Origin of the sequence: Streptomyces sp. NPDC091972, from assembly GCF_044756385.1 — a bacterium.
Lineage (GTDB): Bacteria > Actinomycetota > Actinomycetes > Streptomycetales > Streptomycetaceae > Streptomyces.
In genome coordinates this window covers 71,716-95,950 of sequence record NZ_JBIVSV010000014.1, presented here as the reverse complement: position 1 = coordinate 95,950, position 24,235 = coordinate 71,716, and the positions used below count along the sequence as shown (strand labels likewise).

Below are 24,235 nucleotides of genomic sequence, written 5' to 3'. Positions count from 1 at the left end.
AGCAAATAGCTGCGCACGAGACGCCTGTACGCAGCTGCCGCATCGGCGATCGACGGACACGCGGGGTGACTCAGAATGAATATGCTATGGCATATGGCAAAGGAGCCGCCATGCCTCACATCGCCCCCCGGCCCGAGCCGCTGGAGGACACCCCCGCGAGCACACCGGCCGAGAACAGACCAGCCACCCCACGGCGGATGAGCGCCACGACGGTCCTGTGGGTGACCCTGGCCGTCTTCGCCCAGGAATCGGTGTGGAACTTCTACGACGCGCAGGTTCCCTCCGAGCTGCGGCACTACATCGCCTCCGCCGGCCTGGTCGGCCTGATCATGGGCTTGGACAACGTTCTGGGGGTCCTGATCCAGCCCTGGACGGGGTTCCTGTCCGACCGTCGCGCACGCGACGGAAAGGGCCGGTGGGCGATCATCCTGACCGGGGCTGTCCTGGCCTCGGTGCCCTTCGCCCTGATCTCGTGGACGCACAGTCTGCCCTTGCTCCTGCTGTGCGTCATCGGCTTCGCGGCCATGGCCAACGCGTTCAAGGGCATCACGGAGACCCTGGTCTCCGACTACGTCGCCCCTTCCCACCGAGGCAAGGCCCAGGGCTTCGTCAAGGCGGGCGTCAGTCTCACGATCGTCGTCTCGTCCCTGATCAGCCTTCTCGTCGTCGACCGCAGCATCACCCTGGCGTTCGCCATCCCGCCCGTCCTCATGCTGCTCCTTCTCACCACGTCCTGGTTCTTCCTGGGCCGCCGGCACCGCACCGCCGAGCCGTCGCCCGCCGATCCGGCTCCCGCCGCCGAACCGCGCCCCCTCGCCGAACCGCCGTCCGACGGCTTCGCCTCACCCTGGGCCGTCGTCAGGGACATGGTGCGCGACCCGTCCCGCGCCCGGGCCCTGCTCATGCTCGGCATCTTCTGCTTCGCCGGCATGTGGTCCGCTCTGCGCGCGCTGCTGACGCCCTACGGCACCGAGTCCCTCGGCCTGTCCCGCGGTTCGGCCGGCGGACTGGCCCTTCCCGGCGCCGTCGCCTTCCTGCTCTGTGTCGTTCCGCTCGCCTACACCTCGTCCCGGCTGGGCCAGGTGCGCGCCATGCGCTACGGCGTCGGCGTGTTCATCGCCGGTCTGCTCATCGGGTTCGGCGTCCCCACGGTTCCCGGCACGGTCGTCTCCATGGTGATCGCCTCCGTGGGCTACGCGTCCTTCGCCGTCAACGCTCTCGTCGCGTTGTGGAACCTCGCCCCCAACAGACATGTCCTGGGCACCTACACCGGTCTGTACACCGTCGCCTCGTCCACCGGCGCGGCGCTCGGCCCCGCGCTGCTCGGCCTCACCGTCGACGCGACCGGATGGCGCTTCATGCTCCTGAACGGCGCGGTGTTCGCCACGGTCACGTTCGCCGTCTTCACCCGCCTGGCCCGCCGCATCGCGCCTTCACCGCACTGAACAACCACCCCTCATGAAGGACACGGACCCCCATGGAACTGCGCATCCTCGCACCGACCGGTGCACTCGGCGCCGGATTCGACGCCGCCGCCTTCCGACACGGCGTCGATGCCCGCCCGCATGTCATCGCCTGTGACGCCGGATCGACCGACTCGGGTCCGGCCGCGCTCGGCTCGGGAAACCCCAAACTCTCCGACCAGGCCGTCGCCCGCGACCTGCGCCTGCTGCTCAAGGCCCGCGACGAGCTGGGCGTGCCGCTGATCATCGGGTCCTGCGGCACCAGCGGCCGTGACACGGGAGTCGATCGCGTGGCCGCCCTGGTGCGCGACATCGCAGCGGCGGAAAACCTGCACTTCAAACTGGCGCTGATCTACTCCGACCAGCCGAGCGAGCGGCTCCGGCACCTCTACGACGCCGGACGGCTCCGCCCGCTGCCGCACGCCCCGGAGATCGACCGCGAGGTGTTCACCCGCAGTCACACCGTCGCCATGATGGGTGTCGAGCCCATTCAGGAGGCCCTGACAGCCGGCTGCGACGTCGTCCTGGCCGGACGCGCCAGCGACACCGCGCTCTTCGCCGCGCTCCCCCACATGCTCGGCGCCGATCCGGGCCTGACCTGGCACATGGCCAAGACCATCGAATGCGGCGCGGCCTGCGCCATACCCCCTTCCGCCAACGGCCTGCTCGTACACCTGCGGGACGACCACTTCGACGTCACCACGCTCGCCGAAGGCAGCCGCCTCACCCCGCGCTCCGTGGCCGCCCACACGCTGTACGAGAACGCCGACCCGTATCGCGTCGCGGAACCCTCGGGCGTCCTCGACACCAGCGAGGCCACCTACGAGGCGGTCGACGAACGCACCGTCCGGGCGCGCGGAGCACGCTTCGTTCCCGCGGACGGCTACACCAACAAGCTCGAAGGGGCCCAACTCGTCGGCTACCAGACCGTCATCGTGGGAGGAGTGCGCGACCAGGTGGTCATCCGGCGCCTGCCCGAGCTGCTCCCCTTCGCCCAGAAGTACTTCGCGGACAAGATCCTCGACGTGTTCGGCGGCTCCGTGGACCCCGACGACGTCGACATCGACTTCCGCCTCTACGGCGACGGGGCCGTACTGGCCGCCGCAGAACCGGAACCGCTGCAACCCCGCGAAATAGGTGTCCTCATCACGGTGACGGCACCCGACCAGGCAACCGCCCACGCGGTCGCCACCTTCGTCGCGCATGCCGCGAGCCACCTGCCGATCCCGGAGTACGACGGGCTGGTCTCCACCCTCGCCTATCCGTACTCGCCGCCCGAGACGGACCGGGGCCCGCTGTACCGGTTCACCCTCAACCACGTCGTCACCGGCGTGAGTCCCACGGAACTGTTCCGCACCACCACCGAGGAGCTGTGACCCATGACCACCCTGCTCGACTACTGCTCCCTCGTGCGCTCCAAGAACGCCGGCCCCTTCACCCTCACCTTCGACTTCATGTGCCACGACCAGGCCGCCTATGACGCCCTCGTCGCCGGCGGCTTCCTCAACAGGCAACTCTTCGCCGACCTCTACGGCGCCGACCCCGCCGACATCCTGCTCGTCAACCACCCGCTGGCTCTCGCCGTAAAGGTTTCCCTCCCCCGCCCGACGGTCCAGGGCGACCTGCGCGACAGCGACTGCTACGCGGGCCAGCAGTACGCCCCTCTGATGGACCTCGCCGTGAGCGACGCGGACAAGGAGCAGCACGCATGACCGCCGAACGCCCTCTCGCTCCCTGGGACCTGCCCGCCGGGCACCCCGGGATCAGGTTCCTCACCGGCTCCACGGCCTTCTTCGCCCTCACCCGCGACCCCCGCTTCTCCTACTGCCTCTACGTCCCCACCGGGCACGCCCTCGACGGCCCGCCCGTCCCGCTGGTGGTCGCCGTCCACGGAACGCGGCGCCGCGCCGAGACACTCCGCGACGCCTTCGCCGACTTCGCCGAACGCCACGGCTGCGTCGTCCTCGCCCCGCTCTTCCCCGCCGGGATCACCGGACCGAACGACGTGGACAGCTACAAGCTCCTCTCCCCCGCCGGATTCCGTCCCGACGAGGTCCTCCTCGCCATGGTCGACGAGGCCGCGGCGCGCTGGCATGTGCGCACCGACCGCTTCCACCTCCACGGCTTCTCCGGCGGCGGCCAGTTCGCCCATCGCTTCGCCTACCTGCACCCGGAACGCCTGGCGAGCCTGTCGGTGGGCGCGCCCGGACGCGTCACCCTCCTCGACCCCACCACGACGTGGTGGCACGGCACGGCCGACATGAAGGAACAGTTCGGGACCGACGCCGACCCGGCAGCCCTGCGCGGCCTGCCCGTGCAGCTCGTCGTCGGCGAGGACGACACCGAAGCGGCCGAACTCGCCCCGGACGACGGGCCTTTGTCCGCGGCCGCCGGGGCGGACCGCGTCGCACGCATCAACGCGCTGCGCGCCAACTGGCGCGACCACGGCATCGACGCACGTCTCGACATCGTGCCCGGCGCCGGCCACAACCACTTCGCGGTCCTCCCCACGGTCCAGCGGTTCCTCGAAACGCAGGTCCGCGCGCCGGAGGTCACCCAGCGGTGACCATCATCGACTCGACGCACAGGTCGCGCGACTGACGGCCGAGCGCGAAGCGGACAGGCGGGCCGGTCCGGGTGTGCCACCGGTACCGGCCCCTGGCCTGGTTGGTTCGCGCGGCACCCGCAGGCCGGGCCCGCGACCTGCTCGACGGCACCGCTCACGCACCGGCGTGGTGAACGCGATATTTGCACAGCCAAGGTTGTACAGCCTGGGCTGTCTATTTACTCTGAGGGCATGATGCCAGCGGACGAAGACGTCTTGACCGAGGCCGCCGTTCAGGCGGCCGGTGACATCTGGGTGGTGGTGGGCCGACTCCGCCGCAAGCTGCGCGCCCTGGAAGCGGCCGAGGAAGCGTCGGGCCGAGACCGGGGCGCCGAGAAGGAACCGTCCCCGCCGCAGAGCTCCGTCCTGCGCCGTCTCGCCAGGAACGGCCCCGCCTCCGCCAGTGATCTCGCCGCCGCCGAGGGCGTCCGCCCCCAGTCGATGGCCAAGACGGTCATCGCCCTTGAAGAGGCCGGGCTCGTGTCGCGCAGCCCGGACCCCGGGGACGGACGCCGGCAACTGGTCTCGCTCACCGCCCGGGGGCACGAACGGCGCAAGGGCGAGCGCCTCGCCCGCCAGGAGTGGCTCGCCCGGGCGCTGCAAGAGCACGGCACCGAGGAGGAGGTCCGGGCGGTCATCACCGCCATGGCGCTGCTCGACAGGGTGGCGCAGGCGTGACGCGTACAGCCGCACGCGGACAACATGGGGCGCAGAGGGGCGGCTTCGACCGCCGCCTGATCGCACCGATGGTCCTGGGTTCGGTCCTCAACCCGGTCAACTCCTCCATGCTCGCGGTCGCGTTGGTGCCCATCGGCCGCGCCTTCGGCGTGCCACCCTCCCAGACGGCATGGCTCGTCTCCGGCCTCTACCTCGCGACCGCCGTCGGCCAGCCGGTGATCGGCCGGCTCGTCGACACCTTCGGTCCGCGTCGGCTCTACCTGCTGGGCACCGCGCTGGCCGGCCTCGCCGGACTGCTCGGCACTCTCGCTCCGAACCTCTGGGTCCTGGTCGCCTCCCGCGTCCTCCTCGGATTCGGCACCTCGGCGGCCTTCCCCGCGTCCATGTCGCTGCTGCGCTCCGAGTCCGAGCGCACCGGCCGGAGGAACCCCAGTGGCGTCCTCGCCGCGCTGTCGATCTCCAACCAGGTCGTCGCGGTCGTCGGCCCGGCCCTCGGTGGCCTGCTGATCGGCACGGGTGGCTGGCACCTCATCTTCGGCATCAACGTGCCGCTGTCCCTCATATGCGTCGTCCTGGGCGCACTGTGGCTGCCACGTTCCACACCCTCGGGTGCGTCGACACGTGTCGACGTGCCGGGCATGCTGTGGTTCGCCGGTTCGCTGACCGCGTTCATGCTCTTCCTGATGGCCCCAGCGGTCGCACACTGGTATCTGCCGGTGCTCGGCCTGACCGCGGGCGCCGTGTTCGTCCGCCGCGAACTCGCCGTCGCCCAGCCGTTCATAGACCTTCGAGTCCTGGGCGGGAACGCACCGCTGCTCGCCACGTTCACCCGGCAGTGCCTCGCCTACACCACGTCGTACGCCTTCTTCTACGGCTACAGCCAGTGGCTACAGGAAGGCCGGGGACTCAGCGCGCCGCAGGCCGGGCTGCTTCTGCTGCCCCTGTCGGCGACGGCCATCGGTGTCACCGCGCTCACCGGGCGCCGTGGCCGGGTGCGGGGCAAACTCGTCGTCGGAGCGCTCTTGCAATGCCTCGGCTGTGCGGCGCTGTTGCTCCTGCGCGGCGACAGTCCGGTGTGGGTGCTCGTCGTGCTCAGCGCGGTCGTCGGCGTCCCGCACGGGCTGATCGGGCTGGCGAACCAGAATGCCCTGTACGCACAGGCCGACCCGGCCCGCATGGGCTCGTCCGCGGGGCTGCTGCGCACGTTCATGTACGTCGGCGCCCTTTTCTCGGCGGCGGCGAGCGCCGTGTTCTTCCGGGACGGCGCCACCGGTTCCGGCCTGCACGCCATGGCCTGGCCACTCATCGGGGTGGCCGCCGTGTTCCTGGTCCTGTGCACGGCCGACCGGTCGTTGGGCCGCGTCGGCTCCACCCCTGTCGACCAGGCAACTCCCCAGTTGACGAGTTGAGTTAACGCCGATAACTTATCGTCCCCGACTCAGATGGGAGCCGCCCGTGCCCACACTCGCAGCGGAAGACGTCTACGCGCTCGCGCCGTACGCCAAGACACTCGGAGTCGTGTTCGACGAGATGACGGCAGACGGCGTTCGCGCCACGCTGGCACACGATCTGTCGCTCTCCACGGTGGGCGGTGGCCTCCACGGGGGCGCGTTGATGGGACTCGCCGATGTGAGCGGTGCCGTGTGCGCCGCGCTGAACGGTCCGGCCGGCGCCGCACCGGCCACCGTGGAGTCGACCACGCACTTCCTTCGGCCGGCCCGCACAGACGTCGTGGCGACGGCTCGGCCCCTGCGGGTGGGCCGCAACACCGTCATCGAGGTCGACGTGCGCGACGCCGAAGGCGAACTGTGCGCCCGGGTGACCCAGGTGGTCACCACCGTCAAACCGAGGACACCCTGATGTCGCTGTTCCCCGCAGGCGTCTTCCTGTGACCGGTTCCCGTGTTCGTGCCGCCAAGGGCCAGGGCGGCCTGCTGCGCGAGCAGTTGCTCGACATCGCCGGCCGACTGCTCGAGGACGGTGGTGTCGACGCCCTGACGATCCGCGCGGTGGCGGCGAGCGCCCGCGTCACCCCGCCGGCCGTCTACCTCCACTTCGCGTCGAAGCAGGAACTCGTCCACGCCACGTGCCTGCGGGTGTGGAGTTCCCTGTTCGTCGAGTTGGAGGCGGTGTCCCGGGAGGTTCCGGACCCGGTGACGGCGCTCCACGAGACCTGCGTCGCCTACGTCGTGTTCGGGCTTCGCCATCCCTCCCAGTACCGGCTGGTGATGGACGGCGAGGCCACCGAGGCCAGCCGCCAGAACGCGGACGCGTGTTTCCGCTACTTCCGGGACAAGGTCGCGGCCTGCGTCGATGCCGGAGTACCGGTGGGGAGTCCCACCGAGACCGCCAGACTGCTGTGCTCCGCCGTGCACGGCGCGGTCAGTCTCCTGATCCATCAGGAGCGGGACGTGTGGCCTGCGGACACCGCCCGCTATGCCGCTCGGGCGGCGTCCTCCGCCGTGCACGGCGTCCTCCTCACCGCATCTCACGCGTCTCCGCCCTCGCTGTCCGACTTCGCGGCCTCGCGGGTGTGAGCGGACACGAGCCGCAGCGCGGTCCGGTCAGTCGGCCCCCGCTTGTCGTCAGCGCCGCGTCCGCACCAGCAGGTACAGGAAGTACGGCGTGCCGATGAGCGCTGTCATCAGCCCGGCGCCGAGCTGGGCCGGCGCGATGACGGTGCGGCCCAACAGGTCGGCCGTGCACACGAGGGTCGCGCCGAGGAGGGTCGCCGTCGGCAGGACGCGGGCGTGTCGGCGGCCGACGAGGGCGCGGGCCGCGTGGGGGGCGATCAGGCCGACGAAGGAGATGGTGCCCGCCGCGGCCACCGCGGTGGCACTGAGCAGTACGGCGGTGGCGAGGAAGCCGAGGCGTGCCGGGCCGGGGCGCAGGCCCAGGAGCGCGGGGGTGGCGTCGTCGAGGGAGACCAGGTCCAGTTCGGTGCGGCGGGCCGTGGCCACGGCGACGCCCAGCAGGAGGGCGCCGGCGACGGGCAGGCTGTCGGGCAGGGTACGTCCGTAGGTCGAACCGGACAGCCAGGTCAGGGCCTTGGTGGCGTTGAAGGGGTCCGTCAGCACGATCAGCAGGCTGATGAGGGCGCTGGTGGCGGCGGACACCCCTACGCCGACGAGGACCAGCCGGTTGTGCCCGAACCCGCCGCGCGCGGCCAGGCCGAAGACGGCGGAGGCGGTGACCGCGGCTCCCGCGAACGCCGCGCCGGCCACGGCCCACGAGCCGGGTGAGGACGCCGAGGTGACGAGCAGGACGGCGCCGAGCGCCGCGCCCCCGGAGACGCCGAGGATGCCCGGTTCGGCGAGCGGGTTGCGGGTGACGGCCTGGACCAGGGTGCCGGACAGGGCCAGGGCGGCACCGGCGAGCAGCGCCGCCAGGACCCGTGGCACGCGGGTGTCCAGTACGAACGAGACGGACGGGACGGCCGTCCCGCGTGCCCAGTTGACGACGTCCCCCAGCAGCAGCTTGGCGTCACCGAGGAGCACTCCCGCGACCGTCACGGCGAGGAGGGCGGCGAGCAGGGCCGCCAGCGTGGCCAGGTAGGCGGTCCGGCCCACGATCCGCATGTGTTCCGGCGCGCTCGCGGTGGCCGTGTCGCGGACCCGTTGGGCCATGCCGACGAGGAAGAGCGCGCCCAGGAGGCTGGTGACGACGCCGGTGGGCACGGCGACCGCGGCATCGGCGGAGACCGTCGCGCGCAGCAGTACGTCCGCACCGAGCACCAGGGCGGCGCCGAGCAGTCCGGCCACGGGCAGCCCCAGCCGGATGCGGACCAGTGGGCGGACCCGTCGCGCGAGCGGTCGTAGGAGTGCGGGGGCGCACAGGCCGACGAATCCGACCGGACCGGCGAGGGTGACGGCCGCGGCGGAGAGCAGCGCGGCGAGGGTCACGACGGCGATCCGGGTGGCCCGGACCGGGACGCCGAGGCCGTGCGCCGCCTGGTCGCCGAGGGCCAGGGCGTCGATGCGCCGTGCCACCAGCAGCAGGCCGAGCAGGGCGAGCGCTGCGACGGGGGTCATCTGTGCGACGCCGTCGAAGCCGTTCTGGCTGATGCTGCCCTGGCTCCACTGGTAGAGGCCGTCGGTCTCCTGCGGGAACAGCAGCAGGAGGCCCTCGGTGAGCGAGGTCAGTCCGAGGGTGAGGGCGCTGCCCGCGAGGACGAGGCGGACGGTGCCCGCGCCCAGACCGGACAGGGACAGGACCACGGCCGCGGCGGCCAGGCCGCCGGCGAACGCCACACCGGAGGACGCGAGCAGCGGCAGGGACACGCCGGTGACGGAGAGCAGCCCCAGCGCCAGGTACGAACCGGCGTTCACGGCCAGGGTGTCGGGCGCCGCGAGGGCGTTGCGGCTGACGGCCTGCAGGGCCGCACCGGCCATGCCGAGCGCGGCGCCCACCAGGAGGCCGGCGGCCGCCCTCGGGAGCCGTGAGGCGATCACGACCGAGGCGTCGCCGGGCTCGGCGCGCCCGGTGAGCGCCTTGACCACCTCGGAGGTGCCGACGGCCGCCGTGCCCTGGGTGATGTCGAGGATCGCGAGCACGGCGACCAGGGCGACGAGCGCGGCCGTCACCGCGCTCGCGCCGGTCCTGGCCGCGACGGTCGGTGAACCGGTGGGGGCGGCGGGTGCGGTGACGGTCATGGCGCTACTTCGTGAGGGCGGCGACCAGGGCGTCCACGTACGCCTCCATGGAGGTGGGTCCGCCGAACATCCAGATTCCGTCGCGGAGTCGGTGCACGTCGCCCTTCTTCACGAACGGCAGGCCCTTCCACACGGCGTTCTTGGCGAGGTCGGTCGTGAACGGGTCGCTCTCGCTGTCGTTGCCGATGTAGGCGAAGGTCACGTCGCCGAGTCCGCTGAGGCCCTCGACGTCGGTGGTGGCGAGCCCGTACTTCGCGTCGCCCTTGACGGTCCAGGCGTTCTTCAGGCCGATCGCCTCGTTGACGTCGCCGATCAACGAGCCGCTGGTGTACGGCCGTATCGAGACCTGGTTGGAGGCGACGTAGGCGTCGGCGAAGGCGATCCCGTGTCCGGCGAGCCCGGCGTCGGCGAGGGCCTTCCTCCCCTCGGTGATCTTGGCGTCGAAGCCCTGCTTCACCTTCGTGGCCTTGTCGGTGGTGCCGGTGGCCTCGGCGATGAGGTCGAGGTTCTGCTTCATCCGGCCGATCTGGTCGGAGGCGTCGGCGGACTGGATCTCCAGGACGGGGGCGATCTTCCGCAGCTGTGTGACGACGGCCGGGGTCAGGTCGGTGGTGGCGACGATGAGGTCCGGGGAGAGCGAGGCGATGGTGTCCGTGCTGGGCTCGCCGCGGGTGCCGATGTCCTTGGGCTTGCCGGTCAGCGGGGCGGAGGCGTCCCAGGCGGTGTAGCCCTTGACGTCGGCGACGCCCACGGGGGCGACACCGAGCGATACGAGGTGCTCGACGACGTCCCACTCGGTGGCGACCACCTTCTCGGCGGGCCCGTCGAGCTTCACCTTGGCGCCCGTGGCGTCGGTGAGGATGATGCTCCGGCTGCTGGGCTTCGTGTCCGTCGCGGCGGGTTCGGTCGTGCCGCAGCCGGCGAGGGCGACGGCGGCGCACGCGGCGGCGAGGGCGATCAGGGGGCGTCTCATGAGGTGGCACTGAGCCTTTCGGTGCGGGCGTGGTGGCGGCCGACCGCGCGGGTGCGCAGCCGGCCCGTGAGGGGGTCGGTGTCCACGTCGACGCGGATGCCGTAGACGTCGCTGAGGCGGTCGGCGGTCAGGACCTCGGCGGGTGTGCCGTCGGCGACGATCCGTCCGGCGTGCAGCAGGGCGACGCGGTCGGCGACTGCGGCCGCCTGGTCGAGGTCGTGCAGGACGACGCCGACGGCGATGCCGTGGCCGTCGGCGAGGTCGCGGATCAGGTCGAGGAGTTCGACCTGATAGCGCAGGTCGAGGTAGGTGGTGGGTTCGTCGAGGAGGAGGACGCCGGTGTCCTGGGCGAGGCAGCTGGCGAGCCACACGCGTTGGAGCTGGCCGCCGGAGAGGTGTTCGGCTCCCCGGTCGGCGAGATCCTCGACGTCGGTCAGGGCCAGCGCGTGCCGTACGGCCGCCGGGCCGTCGGGGTCCGCACGGCCCCAGCGGCCGCGGTAGGGGTAGCGGCCGAACTCCACGATGTCCCGCACCGTCAGCCCGCTCGGCGTGGGCCTGCCCTGGGTCAGCAGTGCCACGCGGCGCGCGAACTCCCGTGCGGTGAGGGCGAGTCCGTCGGCCGGGCCGCCGGCGTCGGTGTCCAGGGTGAGCGTGCCGGTGCGGGCGCGCTGGAGTCGCGCGAGTGTGCGCAGCAGGGTGGACTTGCCGCTGCCGTTGGGGCCGACGAGCGCGGTCACGTCGCCGGGGCGGAGCGTGATCGCCGCGTCGTGGACGACGTCCGTCCCGTCGTAGGCCACGGTCATGCCCCGCGCGCTCAGCTCGGTTGTCTCTTCACCAGAACTCACGAACGAAGGTTAGCCTAACCTTAGTGATGATGTCCCTGGTGGGGTGCTTGCCGTCGGATCGGCCTTCCGGGCGCGGACAGTATGAACACAATCGCGCGACTCGTGGTGCGGCGACGCCCGCGTTCCTAACATCGCACCGCTCGGCGCGACGGTGCGCCACTGATGTTCGGGAGCACTGCTGTGAATCGCTCAGGTCGGACCCGTCTCCTCCCCCGCCTCCTCCGGTCCCGCGCACGACGCTCCGTGACGCTGACGGCGGGCATCGCAGGCCTGGTCGCCGGAACGCTCAGCGGCATCGGCCCGGCGCAGGCGGCCACCGAGCCGGCTCCCGCGCCGGTCACCTGCCCGGCGGATCTGGTGCAGAAGGCCACCTGCTACACCGGCCAGGACACCAACGGCGCCTTCTACGCGATCGCTGTTCCCAAGCGGTGGAACGGTTCGCTCGTCGTGCACGCGCACGGCGGTCCCGACCTCGGCGAAGGCTCCGACCCCGAGCGGAGCCTCGGCGATCTGGAACGCTGGTCGGTGATGGTGGACCAGGGATACGCCTGGGCCGGCTCGTCCTACCGTCGCGGGGGCTACGGAACCCGCATGGCGGCGGCCGACACCGAGAACGTGCGCAGACTCTTCGTCCGCGCGTTCGGCCGTCCCGGCCGTACCTATGTGCACGGCCAGTCCTGGGGCGGGAACGTCGCCGCCAAGGTGGTCGAGGTGTACGGCCGGCACGGCTCCTACGACGGTGCTCTGCTCACGAACGGAGTGCTGGGCGGCGGCTCACGCGGGTACGACTACCGCGTCGACCTCCGCGTGGTCTACCAGTACTACTGCCAGAACCTGCCCCGTCCCACCGAGCCGCAGTACCCGCTGTGGCAGGGACTGCGGCCCACCTCCACCCTGACCACCGCGGGCCTGCGCGCCCGCCTGCAGGAGTGCACCGGCTACGCGTCGGCGCCCCAGGAACGCACCGCTCTTCAGCAACGGAACCTCGACGACATCCTCGCGGTCACACGTGTCCCGGAGCGGACCCTCGAATCACACCTGCGGTTCTCCGTGTTCACCTTCCGCGACATCGTGCACAACCGGCTCGGTGACCGGAACCCCTTCAGCAACGTGGGCGTCCGGTACTCGGGTTCACATGACGACGAGGCCCTGAACGCAGGTGTCGAACGCTTCTCCGCGGACCCCGCAGCCCGGCGTGACCTGTCCTACGACAGCGACCTCACCGGCCGGGTCTCCGTCCCCGTACTCACCCTGCACGCCATCGACGATCCCACCGCCTTCGTCGAGCACGAGGCCGCCTACCGGGCCACCCTGGAAGGCGCGCACCGGGCGAAGAACCTCGTCCAGACCTTCACCACGGAACACGAGCACAGCGAACTGAGCAACGCCGAGTACGCCAACTCCATCGCCGCGCTGGCCACTTGGGTTCGCACGGGCAAGAAGCCCACACCCCGGTCCGTCGCGGCCTCCTGCGCCCGCTACGACCGCGCCTACGGCACCGGATGCCTCTACGACCCGGACTTCCGCCCCCTGCCGTACGCCTCCCGCGTCGCGCCCCGGCCGGGAGGGCTGAACTGGCCGGCCATGACGGCTCAGCAGGAAAGGGCCTGGAGCCGGATCGACGGAGTGGGGATCGCGCCGTAGCGGTACGGGCTTCGCAGTCAGTGACGGAACGGCACGGCCAAGAGCCTTCTCGCGCCGTGCCGTTCGGTCACGGCATGCCCAGGCGCTCCCGGTAGGACGGAAGGGGGCCGGCCTTCGTCAGGACGGCGGCGCAGGCCCTCTGGGTGGTGCAGGCCGGGCCCGGATCGCGAGGAGGGAGCAGGGTGTTGTGGGCGAACGTGAGGCGGTGGGGGTTGCCGCACCCCTCCTCCGGGTTCTCCAGGTCGGCTGGGGGCCAGGCCCCGGGGAAGTCCCGTCGTGCGACCCACGCGGGTACGGTGTCGTCCCAGAAGTTGCCTCGGTAACGCACGTTCTGGACGGGGCGGTTGCCCCACTCCTCGCTGCAACCGCCGATGGAGGCGACGTAGCCGTAGACCGTGTTGCCGTCCACAGTGGCCCAGTTGGTGCTGTCGTCCGTGTAGATGCCGACGTTCCAGTCGCCGTACTTGCTGTCGGTGACCGCGTTGCCACTGATGACGGCGCCGTCGGCGAAGGAGGTGCCCTGTTCGCCGCGCAGGTAGATGCCGCCGCCGTCCTCGAGGAGCCGGTTGGTCGTGATGACGCGGTTGTTCAGGATGCGGTTGCGGTGCATGATGCCGCGCAGGTCGTCGCCGGGCCCGGAGAGGATGCCGGTGTAGGGCACGTCGTTGACCTGGTTGTGCGCGATGGTGGTCTGCTGGGTGGCGGTGTCCCAGATGCCGGAGGCCGCGTGGTACTCCGCGCCGATGTGGTGGATCCAGTTGTCGGTGATCCGGTTTCCGCGGTTGGTTCCCTTCTCGTCGGGCGGGACCACCCCCATCAGGATGCCGCCGTCGGAGACATCGGTGATGACGTTGCCGTCGACGACGTTGTGCGAGCTGTTCCGGGACAACTCCAGTGCCTGGGCGCCCAGGTGGATGAACCTGTTGCCCTCCAGGGTGATCCGCTCGGCGGTGCGGAACGCCACCGTGCCCGGCACCGTGAGCAGCTTCGCGTCCTCCCCCTTTCCGGGCCGCAGGTACATGCTCCATGCGGAGGGAAACCCGGCGGGCCGACTGGGCGCCAGCCAGGTGGCGTACGCGAAGGTGAGGCCGCGCAGGCCGATGTCGTGGAGGGGGCGGCCCGGTCGGCCGGTGCCGGTGAGCAGGGTCTCCAGGACCGGGGCGACCGCCTTGGCGCGGCGCATGTCCTCCCCGGGGCGCGGGAGGTAGAGCAGCGTGTGGTGTCCGGGCCGGGAGCGGTCGAGGTACCAGCTGCCGGGCTTGCGTACGAAGCTTGGAGAGTTCTCCACACTGTGCGGCGCTTCCAGCAACTCCGTGCCGCCGTACAGCGTTCGGGCCAGGTCCCAGCACGGCTGATCCATGGTGACGGTGGTCCGGCGGCCGCTCGCGGAGACGCCCGCCACTCCGCACCGCCCTTCGAGGTAGCCGGACCGGTAGACGAACTCGATGTCGCCGGGACGCTGCCAGGTCCTGGGGACGGTGCTGGTGGTGACGTAACCGGTCCTGGTCGCCTTCAGAGTGCCCGGAAAGCCCGGGCCCTCGCGTGTGAGGCGCGCGGCGCGCCGGTCCTCGACGTAGAGCTGCCGGGTCTCGAGCCCGCCGACGTCCGCGCGCCAGAAACCCTTGTGCCGGTGGTCCGGCCGCCAGTGGAAGATGGGGCGGCCGCCGCTGAGGGTCACCTGTTCCTGGCCCGGTGTCCCGTACCCGTACGCCTGGTAGATCACCCGGTGCCCGCCCCGGCCGGAGTCCCCCGCGGCCTGCGACAGGCGCACCGGCGCCTTGAGGTGGTACGTGCCCGCGCGCAGGTTCACCACCAGGTCCGACGTCATGCGCGGCGCCCGGGCGCGAACGGCCTGTTGCGCACGTGCCGGTGTGGCGAAGGGGCGCTTCAAGGTGCCGGGCCAGGAGTCGTTGCCCCAGGGAGCCACGTACAACTGCGTGGGGGCCGCCGCCATGGGGGGTGAGGCCGCCGCCGGTGAAGTCAGCGCCGCCACCGTGAGCCCGATCGCCACCGTCGCCTGCGCTACCGTGCCCCGCCCGGTCCGGGTAGGGAAGATCGCCATGGTGCCTCCTCGATGGAAGAGGTTCCACCCTGGGACAGCCCGGCGGGGCGCGCAGTCGTCCTGAGGTAGCGGCGTCGTCGACCAAAGTCGCGAGCGGTGGACCCCTTGGTCGTCCGCACCGGTCCGGCTGTCGCGGCTTCTCCCGTTTCGCCTACAACTTCTCAACTCAGCACTGCCTCGGCGGACTTCTCCGGTCACACCCCTTGACGGCTTTGGTGTAGACCTTTAGGTTCACCAGCCAACAGACCTTTCACGCATGCATCCCCTTCACACATATGTGAACCCGCGTGTTCACCTCTCACCGCCCCCACACAGGCGGCGTCCACCCCCACCCCTGGACGAAAGGCCCCCCTCATGCACCGACTGGCCCTTCGCTGTGCCCTCGCCCTCTCGCTCGGCCTCACCGCCGTAAGCACCCTCGCGGCCCCCTCCGCCTCGGCCGCCACCGGCACGATCACCGGCCTGGCCGGCAAGTGCCTCGACGTCGCCGGCGCGAGTTCGGCCGACGGAACGGCCGTACAGATCTACGACTGCAACGGCACCGCCGCCCAGCAGTGGACCGTCGGTTCCGACGGCACCATCCGGGCCCTGGGCAAGTGCCTTGACGTCACCGGCAGTTCGACGGCCAACGGCGCCCAGCTCCAGCTCTGGACCTGCGGCGGCGGCGCCAACCAGAAGTGGACGGTCACGGCCGCACGCGACATCGTCAACCCGGCCGCCGACAAGTGCCTCGACGTCACCGGCAACTCCTCCGCCAACGGCACCCGCACCCAGATCTGGACCTGTACGGGAGCCGCCAACCAGAAGTGGAACGCGCCCGCCGCCGACGGCGGCACGACGCCGCCGAGTTCCGCACCGATGGCCGTGGCGCCCTACCTCTACAACGGCTGGGGCAATCCGCCCAGCCCCACGACTGTCATGAACGCGACGGGCGTGAAGTGGTTCACGCTGGCGTTCGTCCTGAGCAACGGCTACTGCAACCCGCAGTGGGACGGCGGCCGGGCGCTGACCGGCGGAGTCGACCAGCAGACGATCAACACCGTGCGGGCGAACGGCGGCGACGTCGTCCCGTCCTTCGGCGGCTACAGCGGCAACAAACTGGAGAGTTCCTGCTCCAGCGCCGGCGAGCTGGCGGCCGCGTACCAGAAGGTCATCAACGCCTACTCGCTGAAGGCGATCGACATCGACCTCGAGGCCGACGCGTACAGCAACGGCACCGTGCAGCAGCGGACCGTGGACGCGCTCAAGACCGTCAAGGCCAACAACCCGGGCCTCAAGGTGTACGTCACCATCGGCACCGGGCAGAGCGGTCCGGACACGAGCCTGATCAACCGGGCCGCGTCGGCCGGGCTGACCGCGGACGCCTGGACGATCATGCCGTTCGACTTCGGCGGAGCGGGCCAGAACATGGGCACCCTCACCCAGCGGGCGGCCGAGGGGCTGAAGACCGCGCTGAAGAACGCGTACGGCTACAGCGACGACACGGCCTACCGCCACATGGGCATCTCGTCGATGAACGGCATCACCGACGACCACGAGACCGTCACCACCGCCGACTTCCAGACCATCCTCGGCTACGCCCAGGCCCACCACCTGGCACGGCTGACGTTCTGGTCCGCGAACCGTGACCGGCCCTGCCCGGGTGCCTACCCGAACGACGACACCTGCTCGGGCGTGAGCCAGAGCAACTGGCAGTTCACCAGCATCTTCGCCCGCTACACCGGCTGACGTCCGCGCTCCCACCCGCGCCCGAAAGGATCGACCACAGATGACCACTGTCAGATCCGGCCCCGCTCGCGCCCTCGTGCGGGTCCTGCTCCTGCTGGCCACCCTGCTGGGCCTCGCGGCCGTACCGCCCGTCGCGCAGGCCGACACCGCCGCGACCCCGTTCAAGGTCCTCGCCCTCTACAGCGGCACGTACGACGCGGCGCACATCGACTTCGACAAGGAGGCGAACGCCTGGTTCCCGCAGCAGGCGGCCGCCAACGGCTTCACCTACACGGCCAGCACCGACTGGGACCTGCTCGCCAACGGCGGCGTCAACGCCTACCAGGTCGTCCTGTTCCTGGACGACCTGCCGCAGACGTCCGCCCAACGCTCCGGTTTCGAGGCGTACATGAGAGGCGGGGGCGGTTTCATCGGCTTCCACGTCTCGGCGTTCACCACCGACGCGGCAAGCTGGTCGTGGTACCACAACACGTTCCTCGGCTCGGGCAACTTCGCGTCCAACACGTGGGGCCCGACCGCGGTGACCCTGAAGGTGGAGGACCGCACGAGCCCGGCCACCGTGAACCTGCCGGCGACGTTCACCTCGTCGGTCAGCGAGTGGTACAGCTGGTCCAGGGACCTGCGGCAGAACCCGGACATCAAGATCCTGGCGTCGATCGACCCCAGCAGCTTCCCGGTCGGCACGGACCCCAACCAGTCCTGGTACAGCGGCTATTACCCGATCCTGTGGACCAACACGAAGTACAGGATGCTGTACGCGAACTTCGGCCACAACGCGATGAACTACACGACCAACACCCGCCTCTCGTCCACGTTCGCGAGCGCGACCCAGAACCGGTTCCTGCTGGACGGACTCAAGTGGCTCGGCTCAGGCGGCACCACGACCCCGCCGACCGGCGACCAGATCTCCGAGACCGCCTGGTACACCCTGCGGAACGACGGCAACGGCACGTGCGTGGACGCCCGTTCGGCAGCCACCGCGAACGGGACGGCGATCCAGCAGTACACCTGCAACGGCACGACGGCCCAGCAGTACCAGTTCCGCAGCACCGACAGCGGTTACATGCGGATCACCGCCCGCGCCAACCCCGCGCAGGTGATCGACGTGACCGACCGCTCCACGGCGGACAACGCCCCGTTGCAGCTCTGGGCCTGGTCCGGCGGCACGAATCAGCAGTGGCAGCCGGTGCGTTCGACGAGCGGGCGCTACCACTTCGTCGCCCGGCACAGTGGCAGGTGCCTGACGGCCGCCGCGGCGGCGACGAACAGTGTCCAGCTCACCCAGCGGGCCTGCGACGGTTCGGCCGCGCAGGACTTCCAGCTCGCCGCGCAGTCCTGAGCCACTGCGCGGCGGCACACGGACGCGGTGCGTCCGGCCGTGCTCCGCGGTCGAAGCGGCGGGTGCGTTCCGCGCATCCGCCGCCGTCGGGGCTCCGGCCCGGCCGGTGCCGGATGGCTACGGCCGCACCCCCTTCCATTCCTCGTCCGTGAGAGCGAGGAGTCGGTCGATGGCGGAACGCGGTGGAAGGGGGCCGTGGTCTCCCGTCACGCTCAGGGCGGACGCCGCCGTGAGGTGCCCGAGGCGCAGAGAGCGCCCCACGGGCTCCCCCCGCACCAGACCGGCCAGGAAACCCGCCGCGAAGGCGTCGCCCGCACCGACCGGCTCGACCACCGCGACCCGCGGAGCGGGGACCGTCGCGGCGCCCGAGGCGGTGAACGCAGTCGCTTCGCGCGAGCCGTCCTTGACCACCACGACGCGCGGTGCGGGCAGCAGTTCGCGTACGGCTGCGGCGGTCAGGTGGGCGCCCCACAGATCCTGGGCCTCGTCCAGTCCGACGAAGACGACGTCGGCCCGGCCCGCGAGGTCGCGCAGCACGTCCGGGGCGGTGCCGTCGGGCCACAGCGGGGCGCGGTGGTTGACGTCGAAGCTGATGGCGCAAGGGCGTTCGGCGGCAGGGACGGCGAGAGCCCGGGTGACCAGCGCACGGCAGGACGCGGACAGGGCCGGCGTGATGCCCGTGAAGTGCACGAGGGCGGCCGTGCGCATCACCTCGTGTTCGAGGAGGCCGGGGCCGAGAGCGGACGCGGCCGAGCCCGTGCGGTAGTAGTGGACCCGAGTGCCCGCGGGTGACGGGTTCTTCAGCATCAGGCCCGTCGGCCGGTCCGGGTCGGTGCGCACGTGGGTGACGTCGACCCCGGCCGCGGCCACGGCCGCTCGCACCCGGGTCCCCAGCGGGTCGTCGCCCAGTGCCGAGACCCAGGCCGCCGGGATGCCGTGGTCGGCGAGGTACATCGCGACGTTGGACTCGGCCCCGGCGACCGACAGGCTGAGGCGGTCGGCGTCGGCGAGCGGTCCCGAGGGGTCGGGGGCCAGCGCCGCCATGGTTTCGCCGACGCAGACCACACGTCCGCGCGGGGGGCGCCACGAGGCGGTCACAGGAGGGCTCCCGTGATCGGTGCCGAGGGGTCGAGCCGGAATGCGGGCGTCGGCGTGCCGGGCACGTCGACGGGAAGGGTGAACACCGCCCCGTCGTACGGGCCGGGTGCTGCCAGGCCGACCGTGGCGGTGGTGACGTGCAGCAGCGTGCCTTCGAGACAGACGCCGGCGGGCTGTCGGGCGGGAATGCGGAGCACCCGGTCGAGGCCGCCGTGCGGAAGGTACCGGCGGACGGTGCCGGTGCCCCAGACCGCGCACCACACGGCTCCCTCGGCATCGACGGTCATGCCGTCCGGGCTGCCCTCGTCCACCGTGAAGAAGTCCTCGGGGGTGCCGATGTGGCCGGTGCCGGGGTCGACCGGGTAGCGGCGGACGATCCCGTGAGCGCTGTCGGCCAGGTACATCGTGCGTCCGTCCGCGGTGAAGGCGGGCCCGTTGGGGATGGTGAGGCCTTCGACGGCCGCGGTGAGGGTGCCGTCGTGGTCGACGCGGTACAGGGTGCCGGCGCCCGGGGTGCCGTCGTAGGCCATGCTGCCCGCCCAGAAGCGGCCGGAGGGGTCGGCCACCCCGTCGTTCATGCGCATGTCCGGTCCGGGGTGGTCCTCGGGTGTGGCCAGCCATCGGGGGGCGCCGTCGGGCAGGAGGAGGCACACGCCGGTGCCGGCGGCGGCGATCCATGTGCCGGGTTGGCCGGCGACGGGCGCCACCGCGCCCAGCGGGACGGGGAGCCGGAGGAGCTCGCGAAGGGGCCCGCCGCGGTCGTCGGCGGCGGCGAGCAGGCGTCCTTCGAGGATGTCCACCAGGACGACGCCGTCGCCCGTCCAGCGGATCCCCTCGCCCAGTTCGAGACGATCGGGGCCGGATGCCGGAGCGTGCTGCCCTGTCATCCGGCAGCCTCCTCGACGACGGCGAGGAAGGCGCGGGCGCGCTCGCGCAAGGCGCTCAGGCTGCCGCCGTCGGCGGCGTCGGCGACGAGCGGGGAGCCGACGCCGACGGCGGTGGCCCCGGCTGCGAGGTAGGCGCGGGCGGCGTCCAGGTCCACGCCGCCGACGGGCACGAAAGCGGCGTCGGGGAAGGGGGCGCGCAGGGCCTTGAGGTAGGGGGGTCCGCCGGCCTGGGCGGCGGGGAACAGCTTCAGCGCGTCGGCGCCCTGCGCCAGGGCCGTGTTGATCTCGGTGGGGGTCATGACGCCGGCGAGGACGGGCAGGCCCAGCTCCCGGGCGGTGTCGGCGCCCGCTCCCAGACCGGGAGTGACGGCGAAGGCGGCTCCGGCATCGCGTGCGGCACGCGCGTCGTCGGCGGTCAGGACGGTACCCGCGCCGATCGGCCGGCCGGGCCCGAGTTCCCCGACGCAGCGGGTGATGACACCGAGCGCGTCGGCACCGCTGAGGGAGACCTCGACCAGGTCGATGCCCTCCTGGACCAGGGCCAGGACGGTACGCAGCGCGGCGTCGGGGTCGCCTCCACGGACGATGGCGACGAGACGACGGTCGGCCAGGGCGGCTCGTAGGTCCACGGAACGGAACTCCTCGTGTGTCGGATCTACTTCTCTGCGGGGGCGGCGCGCTCGTTGCCGCATCGCGGTCCGTCAGGGGTCACAGGCAGCGGCAGCCCGCGGTCAGGGTGAGCCGCCAGCGCACCTCCCCGGAACCGGGGACGCGTGCCGCGTCCCCCGGACCCGCTTCCGCGAGGTCGAAGGTGCGGCCGAGCATGGGCTCGACACCGATGCTGCGGTAGGGGGCCGCCGCGGGGAAGCCGCCCAGGTTGCGCCACAGGGCGACCGACACCGGCTGTCCCTCGGCCTCCACGGCGAGGGCGAGCCGGTCGGATCCGTCGTGGACGCAGACCCGGCGGTCCGCGAGGACGGCACCGACGGCTGTGCCGTCCTCGGGACCGAACCGGTCGAGACGCAGCCCGCACGGTGCCGGCCAGTCGCCCTCCACCCAGGCCGCTCCGTCCGGCCAGGGCGCGTCGAGGAGGCCGGACGCCTCCGGGAAGATCCGTGTGGACACGCCTGTTCCGGCGCGGAGTTCGGCTCTCTCGGAGAGGTCGAGGAGCGCGTGGGCGGCCCACACGAAGCGGTAACCGGGGTCGGCCCGGAGCGTGTAGTCCACCTCGACGCCGTCGGCGGTGGCCCGCGCGGTACGGGCGAGAGTGAACGCGTCGCAGTCCACGCGCTCGGTGTCACCTTCGCGTGCCCATGGCCGGGACCAGGCCTCCCCGTGGTCGGGGGCGCCCCGCACGGTGGGCACGCACTCCTCCAGACCACCCGCGTCCACGAAGGCGTCGCCGGGTACGACACCGTGCCGCGCGGGGTCCGGGCGGTGCCACAGCCATTCGCGGTCCCCGTCGCGCAGCGAGGTCCAGCGTCCGCCGTGCGCGGGGTCGGTGGTGAACGCCAGGGGCATGGTCACCACTCCGTGAACGAGCCGTCGGGGTGCCGCCACACGGGGTTGCGCCAGGTGTGCCCGACACGGTCGGCGGCGCGTACGGCGTTCTCGTCGACGGTGACGCCGAGACCGGGTGCGGCGCCCCGGTTGGCCTGTCCGGCGGTGAACCGGAACGGTTCGGGGTCGACCACGTAGGAGAGCAGGTCGGCGTCCTTGTTGTAGTGGATGCCCCGGCTCTGCTCCTGGATCAGGAAGTTCGGTGTGGCGAAGGCGACTTGGAGGCTGGCCGCCAGGGCGATCGGGCCGAGCGGGCAGTGCGGGGCGAGCTGCGCGCCGAAGGTGTCGGCGAGGGAGGCGATGCGGTGGACCTCGGAGATGCCACCCGCGTGCGACAGGTCGGGCTGGGCGACGGCGACGCCGGCGGTGAGCACGGGCAGGAACTCGGCGCGGGAGAAGAGGCGTTCGCCGGTCGCCAGGGGTATCGAGCTGGCCGTCACCAGTGCGCCCAGGAGGTGGCCGTGTTCGGGCACGACGGGTTCCTCGACGAACAGCGGGTGCAGGGGGGCGAGTTCGGTGAGCGTGCGGCGGGCGCCGGCGGCCGTGAAACGGCCGTGGAAGTCGACGGCCACGTCGCGGTCGGGGCCCAGGACCTCGCGGACGGCGGCCACCCGGTCGACGACGGCCGCGGTCTCGGCGGCGGAGGCGATCGGTGAGGTCGGGCCCGCCGCGTTCATCTTGACCGCGGTGAAACCGGCCTCGACCTGCTCGATGACCTGCTCGGTGAGCTGGGCGGGTTCGTCGCCGCCGACCCAGGCGTAGACGCGCACGCTGTCGCGGACGGGCCCGCCGAGCAGGGCGTGCACGGGGGCGTCGTACGTCTTGCCGGCGATGTCCCACAGGGCCTGGTCGAGGCCGGCGACGGCGCTCGACAGGATGGGGCCGCCCCGGTAGAAGCCGCCCTTGGTGAGCACCTGCCAGTGGTCCTCGATGCGCAGCGGGTCCTGCCCGACGAGGTACTCGGCCAGTACGTCCACGGCGGCCCGGACGACCTCGGCCCGTCCCTCGACGACGGGTTCGCCCCAGCCGACCACACCGTCGTCGGTCTCGACACGGCAGAACAGCCAGCGCGGCGGGACCAGGAAGGTCTCGATACGGGTGATCTTCACTGCGTGCCGGTGCCTTCCGCCTCGTCGGTGGCGCCGATGCGGTCGAGGTCGCGGCCGGCCTGTTCGAGCAGGGCGCGCATGGCGGCCTCGGCGGCCAGGGGGTCCTGGTCGCGTACGGCGTCCAGGACGGCGCGGTGGGCCGGGATGGGGTCCTCGCTGTGCGGGGAGGAGTGCACGATCCGGTCACGGTGGGCGAGGCCGGACTCGATCACCATCTCCATGCGTTCGAGGAGTTCGTTGTGGGTGGCGGCGAGCAGCGCGCGGTGGAAGGCGAGGTCGGCGTCGGTGGCGTGCGCGGGGTCCGACCCGGTGTGCCCCATCGCGGTGAGCGCGTCCTCCAGCGCGGTGAGGTCGGCGTCGGTGCGGCGCTCGGCGGCCAGGCGGACGGCGGCGGGCTCGATGATGGAGCGGACCTCGGCCAGGTTCCGCAGCAGGGCCTGGTCGGCCTCGCCGGTGCGGCCGCCCTCGAACTGCCAACGCAGCACGTCGGCGTCGAGGAGGTTCCAGTCGGCCCGGGCCCGCACGAACGTGCCGCGCTTCTGGCGGGCGTCGACCATGCCCTTGGCGGCGAGCACCTTCAGCGACTCGCGCAGCGCGGTCAGGCTCACGTCCAGCTCGCTCTGGAGCGCCACCAGGTCGAGGGTGGCGCCCTCGGGGATCTGACCGCCCAGGATGCGACGGGCGAGGGCCTCCACCGTTTGGCCGTGCACGCCGCGGCGGGCGTAGGGCGTCATGTCGTCGGGCCTTTCTGCTTCGTGTGCTTCACGGGGGACTCCGTCTGCCGCACAGGGGGGCGCGGTCATGCGGATGCCTTCACGACGCTCCAGCCGCCGTCCACGACGAGGCTGGTGCCGGTGATGTAGGACGCCTCGTCGGCGGCGAGGAAGGCGATGGCCGCGGCCACCTCCTCGGGGGTGCCGAAGCGCCGGGCGGCGGTCTCGGCGACACTGCGCTCGCGCTCGTCCTCGGACACCCGGTCCCAGGCCGCGGTCAGGATCGGCCCCGGTACGACGGCGTTCACGCGCACCTCGGGCCCGTACTCGACGGCGAGCTGGCCGCACAGGGAGAGCAGGGCCCCCTTCGCGGCGGCGTAGGCGGGGTGACCGGGAATGCCTCGGTGTGCGTGGACGGATGAGATCAACACTACCGCGCCGCCTCCGGCCCGCAGATCGGGCAGGACCGCGCGCACGCCGAGGAAGCCGCCGGTGAGGTTGACGTCGAGCTGGCGCTGCCAGGAGGGCACGGTCATCTCGTGGGCGGGTCTGACGTCGACCGTGAACGCGTTGCTGACCAGGACGTCCACCGGTCCGAAGGTGTGGGCGGCGGAGACGACGCGGGCCCAGTCCTCCTCGGCCGCCACGTCCGCGGTGACGAAGCGGGCCTGCCCGCCGTCCTTGGTGATCCGCTCCGCCGCGGCCCGGCCGGGCTCCTCGGCGATGTCGGTGAGGACGACGGCGGCTCCCTCCTCGGCGAGACGTGCGGCGGTGGCGGCTCCGATGCCGGAGGCCGCTCCGGTGACCACGGCCGTGCGGCCCGCGAAGCGGGCGCCGTGCCGTCGTACGGGCTGGTCCATCGTGGGGTTCGGCTCCTCAG

The 24,235-nt window shown here is 71.8% G+C and carries 22 protein-coding genes; 11 read left to right on the top strand and 11 right to left on the bottom strand.

All coding sequences use genetic code 11. The annotated features are described in order from the left end of the window. The first annotated feature begins 110 nt into the window (after nucleotides 1-110). From ACIQJT_RS33410 to ACIQJT_RS33375, 8 genes are all read left to right on the top strand, one after another. Nucleotides 111-1,445: an MFS transporter gene (locus tag ACIQJT_RS33410; RefSeq protein ID WP_402649551.1), complete on the top strand. Its 1,335-nt coding sequence runs from the start codon at nucleotides 111-113 to the stop codon at nucleotides 1,443-1,445. A 32-nt stretch (nucleotides 1,446-1,477) separates the two neighbouring features. Beyond that, entirely contained in the window at nucleotides 1,478-2,839 is a 1,362-nt protein-coding gene (locus ACIQJT_RS33405) for an acyclic terpene utilization AtuA family protein (protein WP_402649550.1), read from the top strand. Nucleotides 2,840-2,842: 3 nt separating this feature from the next. Then, the gene (locus ACIQJT_RS33400) at nucleotides 2,843-3,175 is read left to right on the top strand and encodes a DUF4387 domain-containing protein (protein WP_053846502.1); all 333 of its coding nucleotides are present in this window, start codon (nucleotides 2,843-2,845) and stop codon (nucleotides 3,173-3,175) included. Then, complete coding sequence (locus ACIQJT_RS33395; RefSeq protein WP_402649549.1) at nucleotides 3,172-4,029, top strand: poly(aspartic acid) hydrolase; 858 nt, start codon at nucleotides 3,172-3,174, stop codon at nucleotides 4,027-4,029. The genes ACIQJT_RS33400 and ACIQJT_RS33395 overlap by 4 nt, the downstream gene beginning before the upstream one ends. A gap of 231 nt (nucleotides 4,030-4,260) precedes the next feature. Further along, nucleotides 4,261-4,746 (top strand): MarR family winged helix-turn-helix transcriptional regulator, encoded by a 486-nt coding sequence (locus tag ACIQJT_RS33390; RefSeq protein WP_402649548.1) that lies wholly within the window; start codon nucleotides 4,261-4,263, stop codon nucleotides 4,744-4,746. Between the two features lie 68 nt (nucleotides 4,747-4,814). Then, on the top strand, nucleotides 4,815-6,155 hold the full coding sequence (locus tag ACIQJT_RS33385) for an MFS transporter (protein WP_402649693.1): 1,341 nt from the start codon (nucleotides 4,815-4,817) through the stop codon (nucleotides 6,153-6,155). Between the two features lie 46 nt (nucleotides 6,156-6,201). Beyond that, on the top strand, nucleotides 6,202-6,606 hold the full coding sequence (locus ACIQJT_RS33380; RefSeq protein ID WP_365459978.1) for a PaaI family thioesterase: 405 nt from the start codon (nucleotides 6,202-6,204) through the stop codon (nucleotides 6,604-6,606). Between the two features lie 28 nt (nucleotides 6,607-6,634). Beyond that, a complete protein-coding gene (locus tag ACIQJT_RS33375; protein ID WP_402649547.1) occupies nucleotides 6,635-7,282 on the top strand; it encodes a TetR/AcrR family transcriptional regulator in 648 nt (215 codons plus the stop codon). Nucleotides 7,283-7,330: 48 nt separating this feature from the next. Here the strand turns inward: ACIQJT_RS33375 and ACIQJT_RS33370 are convergent, their stop codons facing one another. Genes ACIQJT_RS33370 through ACIQJT_RS33360 form a run of 3 tightly spaced genes read right to left on the bottom strand, consistent with a single transcriptional unit; the run spans nucleotide 7,331 to nucleotide 11,173 of the window. After that, complete coding sequence (locus tag ACIQJT_RS33370; RefSeq protein WP_402649546.1) at nucleotides 7,331-9,397, bottom strand: iron ABC transporter permease; 2,067 nt, start codon at nucleotides 9,395-9,397, stop codon at nucleotides 7,331-7,333. 4 nt (nucleotides 9,398-9,401) lie between these two features. After that, a complete protein-coding gene (locus ACIQJT_RS33365) occupies nucleotides 9,402-10,370 on the bottom strand; it encodes an ABC transporter substrate-binding protein (RefSeq protein ID WP_402649545.1) in 969 nt (322 codons plus the stop codon). Then, nucleotides 10,367-11,173 (bottom strand): ABC transporter ATP-binding protein, encoded by an 807-nt coding sequence (locus ACIQJT_RS33360; RefSeq protein ID WP_402649692.1) that lies wholly within the window; start codon nucleotides 11,171-11,173, stop codon nucleotides 10,367-10,369. Before ACIQJT_RS33360 ends, ACIQJT_RS33365 begins: the two co-directional genes overlap by 4 nt. A gap of 204 nt (nucleotides 11,174-11,377) precedes the next feature. Between ACIQJT_RS33360 and ACIQJT_RS33355 the strand changes: the two genes are divergently transcribed. After that, nucleotides 11,378-12,859: a hypothetical protein gene (locus ACIQJT_RS33355; protein WP_402649544.1), complete on the top strand. Its 1,482-nt coding sequence runs from the start codon at nucleotides 11,378-11,380 to the stop codon at nucleotides 12,857-12,859. Between the two features lie 67 nt (nucleotides 12,860-12,926). On the opposite strand, the gene ACIQJT_RS33350 is transcribed toward ACIQJT_RS33355, so the two are convergent. After that, nucleotides 12,927-14,921 carry a right-handed parallel beta-helix repeat-containing protein gene (locus ACIQJT_RS33350; RefSeq protein ID WP_402649543.1) on the bottom strand — a complete coding sequence of 665 codons (1,995 nt, stop codon included), beginning with the start codon at nucleotides 14,919-14,921 and terminating at the stop codon, nucleotides 12,927-12,929. 354 nt (nucleotides 14,922-15,275) lie between these two features. On the opposite strand from ACIQJT_RS33350, the gene ACIQJT_RS33345 reads away from it, so the two are divergent. Continuing rightward, nucleotides 15,276-16,649 carry a ricin-type beta-trefoil lectin domain protein gene (locus tag ACIQJT_RS33345; protein WP_402649542.1) on the top strand — a complete coding sequence of 458 codons (1,374 nt, stop codon included), beginning with the start codon at nucleotides 15,276-15,278 and terminating at the stop codon, nucleotides 16,647-16,649. 40 nt (nucleotides 16,650-16,689) lie between these two features. Next, entirely contained in the window at nucleotides 16,690-17,988 is a 1,299-nt protein-coding gene (locus ACIQJT_RS33340) for a ThuA domain-containing protein (RefSeq protein ID WP_402649541.1), read from the top strand. Nucleotides 17,989-18,105: 117 nt separating this feature from the next. Here the strand turns inward: ACIQJT_RS33340 and ACIQJT_RS33335 are convergent, their stop codons facing one another. The 7 genes from ACIQJT_RS33335 to ACIQJT_RS33305 all read right to left on the bottom strand — a co-directional run bounded on the left by ACIQJT_RS33335 (nucleotide 18,106) and on the right by ACIQJT_RS33305 (nucleotide 24,215). Further along, nucleotides 18,106-19,086: a sugar kinase gene (locus ACIQJT_RS33335; protein WP_402649540.1), complete on the bottom strand. Its 981-nt coding sequence runs from the start codon at nucleotides 19,084-19,086 to the stop codon at nucleotides 18,106-18,108. After that, nucleotides 19,083-19,973, bottom strand: a complete 891-nt coding sequence (locus ACIQJT_RS33330; RefSeq protein WP_402649539.1) for an SMP-30/gluconolactonase/LRE family protein — start codon at nucleotides 19,971-19,973, stop codon at nucleotides 19,083-19,085. The genes ACIQJT_RS33335 and ACIQJT_RS33330 overlap by 4 nt, the downstream gene beginning before the upstream one ends. Then, complete coding sequence (locus tag ACIQJT_RS33325; RefSeq protein WP_402649538.1) at nucleotides 19,970-20,602, bottom strand: bifunctional 4-hydroxy-2-oxoglutarate aldolase/2-dehydro-3-deoxy-phosphogluconate aldolase; 633 nt, start codon at nucleotides 20,600-20,602, stop codon at nucleotides 19,970-19,972. The genes ACIQJT_RS33330 and ACIQJT_RS33325 overlap by 4 nt, the downstream gene beginning before the upstream one ends. A gap of 79 nt (nucleotides 20,603-20,681) precedes the next feature. After that, nucleotides 20,682-21,494 carry a hypothetical protein gene (locus ACIQJT_RS33320; protein WP_402649537.1) on the bottom strand — a complete coding sequence of 271 codons (813 nt, stop codon included), beginning with the start codon at nucleotides 21,492-21,494 and terminating at the stop codon, nucleotides 20,682-20,684. A 2-nt stretch (nucleotides 21,495-21,496) separates the two neighbouring features. Further along, nucleotides 21,497-22,642: a galactonate dehydratase gene (gene dgoD / locus ACIQJT_RS33315; RefSeq protein WP_365460014.1), complete on the bottom strand. Its 1,146-nt coding sequence runs from the start codon at nucleotides 22,640-22,642 to the stop codon at nucleotides 21,497-21,499. Then, nucleotides 22,639-23,376, bottom strand: a complete 738-nt coding sequence (locus ACIQJT_RS33310; protein ID WP_402649536.1) for a FadR/GntR family transcriptional regulator — start codon at nucleotides 23,374-23,376, stop codon at nucleotides 22,639-22,641. Before ACIQJT_RS33310 ends, dgoD begins: the two co-directional genes overlap by 4 nt. A 65-nt stretch (nucleotides 23,377-23,441) precedes the next feature. Next, nucleotides 23,442-24,215, bottom strand: coding sequence for an SDR family NAD(P)-dependent oxidoreductase (locus ACIQJT_RS33305; RefSeq protein WP_402649535.1), 774 nt, complete (start codon nucleotides 24,213-24,215; stop codon nucleotides 23,442-23,444). Between the last annotated feature and the right edge of the window lie 20 nt (nucleotides 24,216-24,235).

What these genes read in the sequence shown, in the direction of transcription:
- ACIQJT_RS33410 (WP_402649551.1), top strand. Translation starts at nt 111, where the DNA reads ATGCCTCACATCGCCCCCCGGCCCGAGCCGCTGGAGGACACCCCCGCG.
- ACIQJT_RS33405 (WP_402649550.1), top strand. Translation starts at nt 1,478, where the DNA reads ATGGAACTGCGCATCCTCGCACCGACCGGTGCACTCGGCGCCGGATTC.
- ACIQJT_RS33400 (WP_053846502.1), top strand. Translation starts at nt 2,843, where the DNA reads ATGACCACCCTGCTCGACTACTGCTCCCTCGTGCGCTCCAAGAACGCC.
- ACIQJT_RS33395 (WP_402649549.1), top strand. Translation starts at nt 3,172, where the DNA reads ATGACCGCCGAACGCCCTCTCGCTCCCTGGGACCTGCCCGCCGGGCAC.
- ACIQJT_RS33390 (WP_402649548.1), top strand. Translation starts at nt 4,261, where the DNA reads ATGATGCCAGCGGACGAAGACGTCTTGACCGAGGCCGCCGTTCAGGCG.
- ACIQJT_RS33385 (WP_402649693.1), top strand. Translation starts at nt 4,815, where the DNA reads ATGGTCCTGGGTTCGGTCCTCAACCCGGTCAACTCCTCCATGCTCGCG.
- ACIQJT_RS33370 (WP_402649546.1), bottom strand. Translation starts at nt 9,397, where the DNA reads ATGACCGTCACCGCACCCGCCGCCCCCACCGGTTCACCGACCGTCGCG.
- ACIQJT_RS33365 (WP_402649545.1), bottom strand. Translation starts at nt 10,370, where the DNA reads ATGAGACGCCCCCTGATCGCCCTCGCCGCCGCGTGCGCCGCCGTCGCC.
- ACIQJT_RS33360 (WP_402649692.1), bottom strand. Translation starts at nt 11,173, where the DNA reads ATGACCGTGGCCTACGACGGGACGGACGTCGTCCACGACGCGGCGATC.
- ACIQJT_RS33355 (WP_402649544.1), top strand. Translation starts at nt 11,378, where the DNA reads ATGTTCGGGAGCACTGCTGTGAATCGCTCAGGTCGGACCCGTCTCCTC.
- ACIQJT_RS33350 (WP_402649543.1), bottom strand. Translation starts at nt 14,921, where the DNA reads ATGGCGATCTTCCCTACCCGGACCGGGCGGGGCACGGTAGCGCAGGCG.
- ACIQJT_RS33345 (WP_402649542.1), top strand. Translation starts at nt 15,276, where the DNA reads ATGCACCGACTGGCCCTTCGCTGTGCCCTCGCCCTCTCGCTCGGCCTC.
- ACIQJT_RS33340 (WP_402649541.1), top strand. Translation starts at nt 16,690, where the DNA reads ATGACCACTGTCAGATCCGGCCCCGCTCGCGCCCTCGTGCGGGTCCTG.
- ACIQJT_RS33330 (WP_402649539.1), bottom strand. Translation starts at nt 19,973, where the DNA reads ATGACAGGGCAGCACGCTCCGGCATCCGGCCCCGATCGTCTCGAACTG.
- ACIQJT_RS33320 (WP_402649537.1), bottom strand. Translation starts at nt 21,494, where the DNA reads ATGCCCCTGGCGTTCACCACCGACCCCGCGCACGGCGGACGCTGGACC.
- ACIQJT_RS33310 (WP_402649536.1), bottom strand. Translation starts at nt 23,376, where the DNA reads ATGACGCCCTACGCCCGCCGCGGCGTGCACGGCCAAACGGTGGAGGCC.
- ACIQJT_RS33305 (WP_402649535.1), bottom strand. Translation starts at nt 24,215, where the DNA reads ATGGACCAGCCCGTACGACGGCACGGCGCCCGCTTCGCGGGCCGCACG.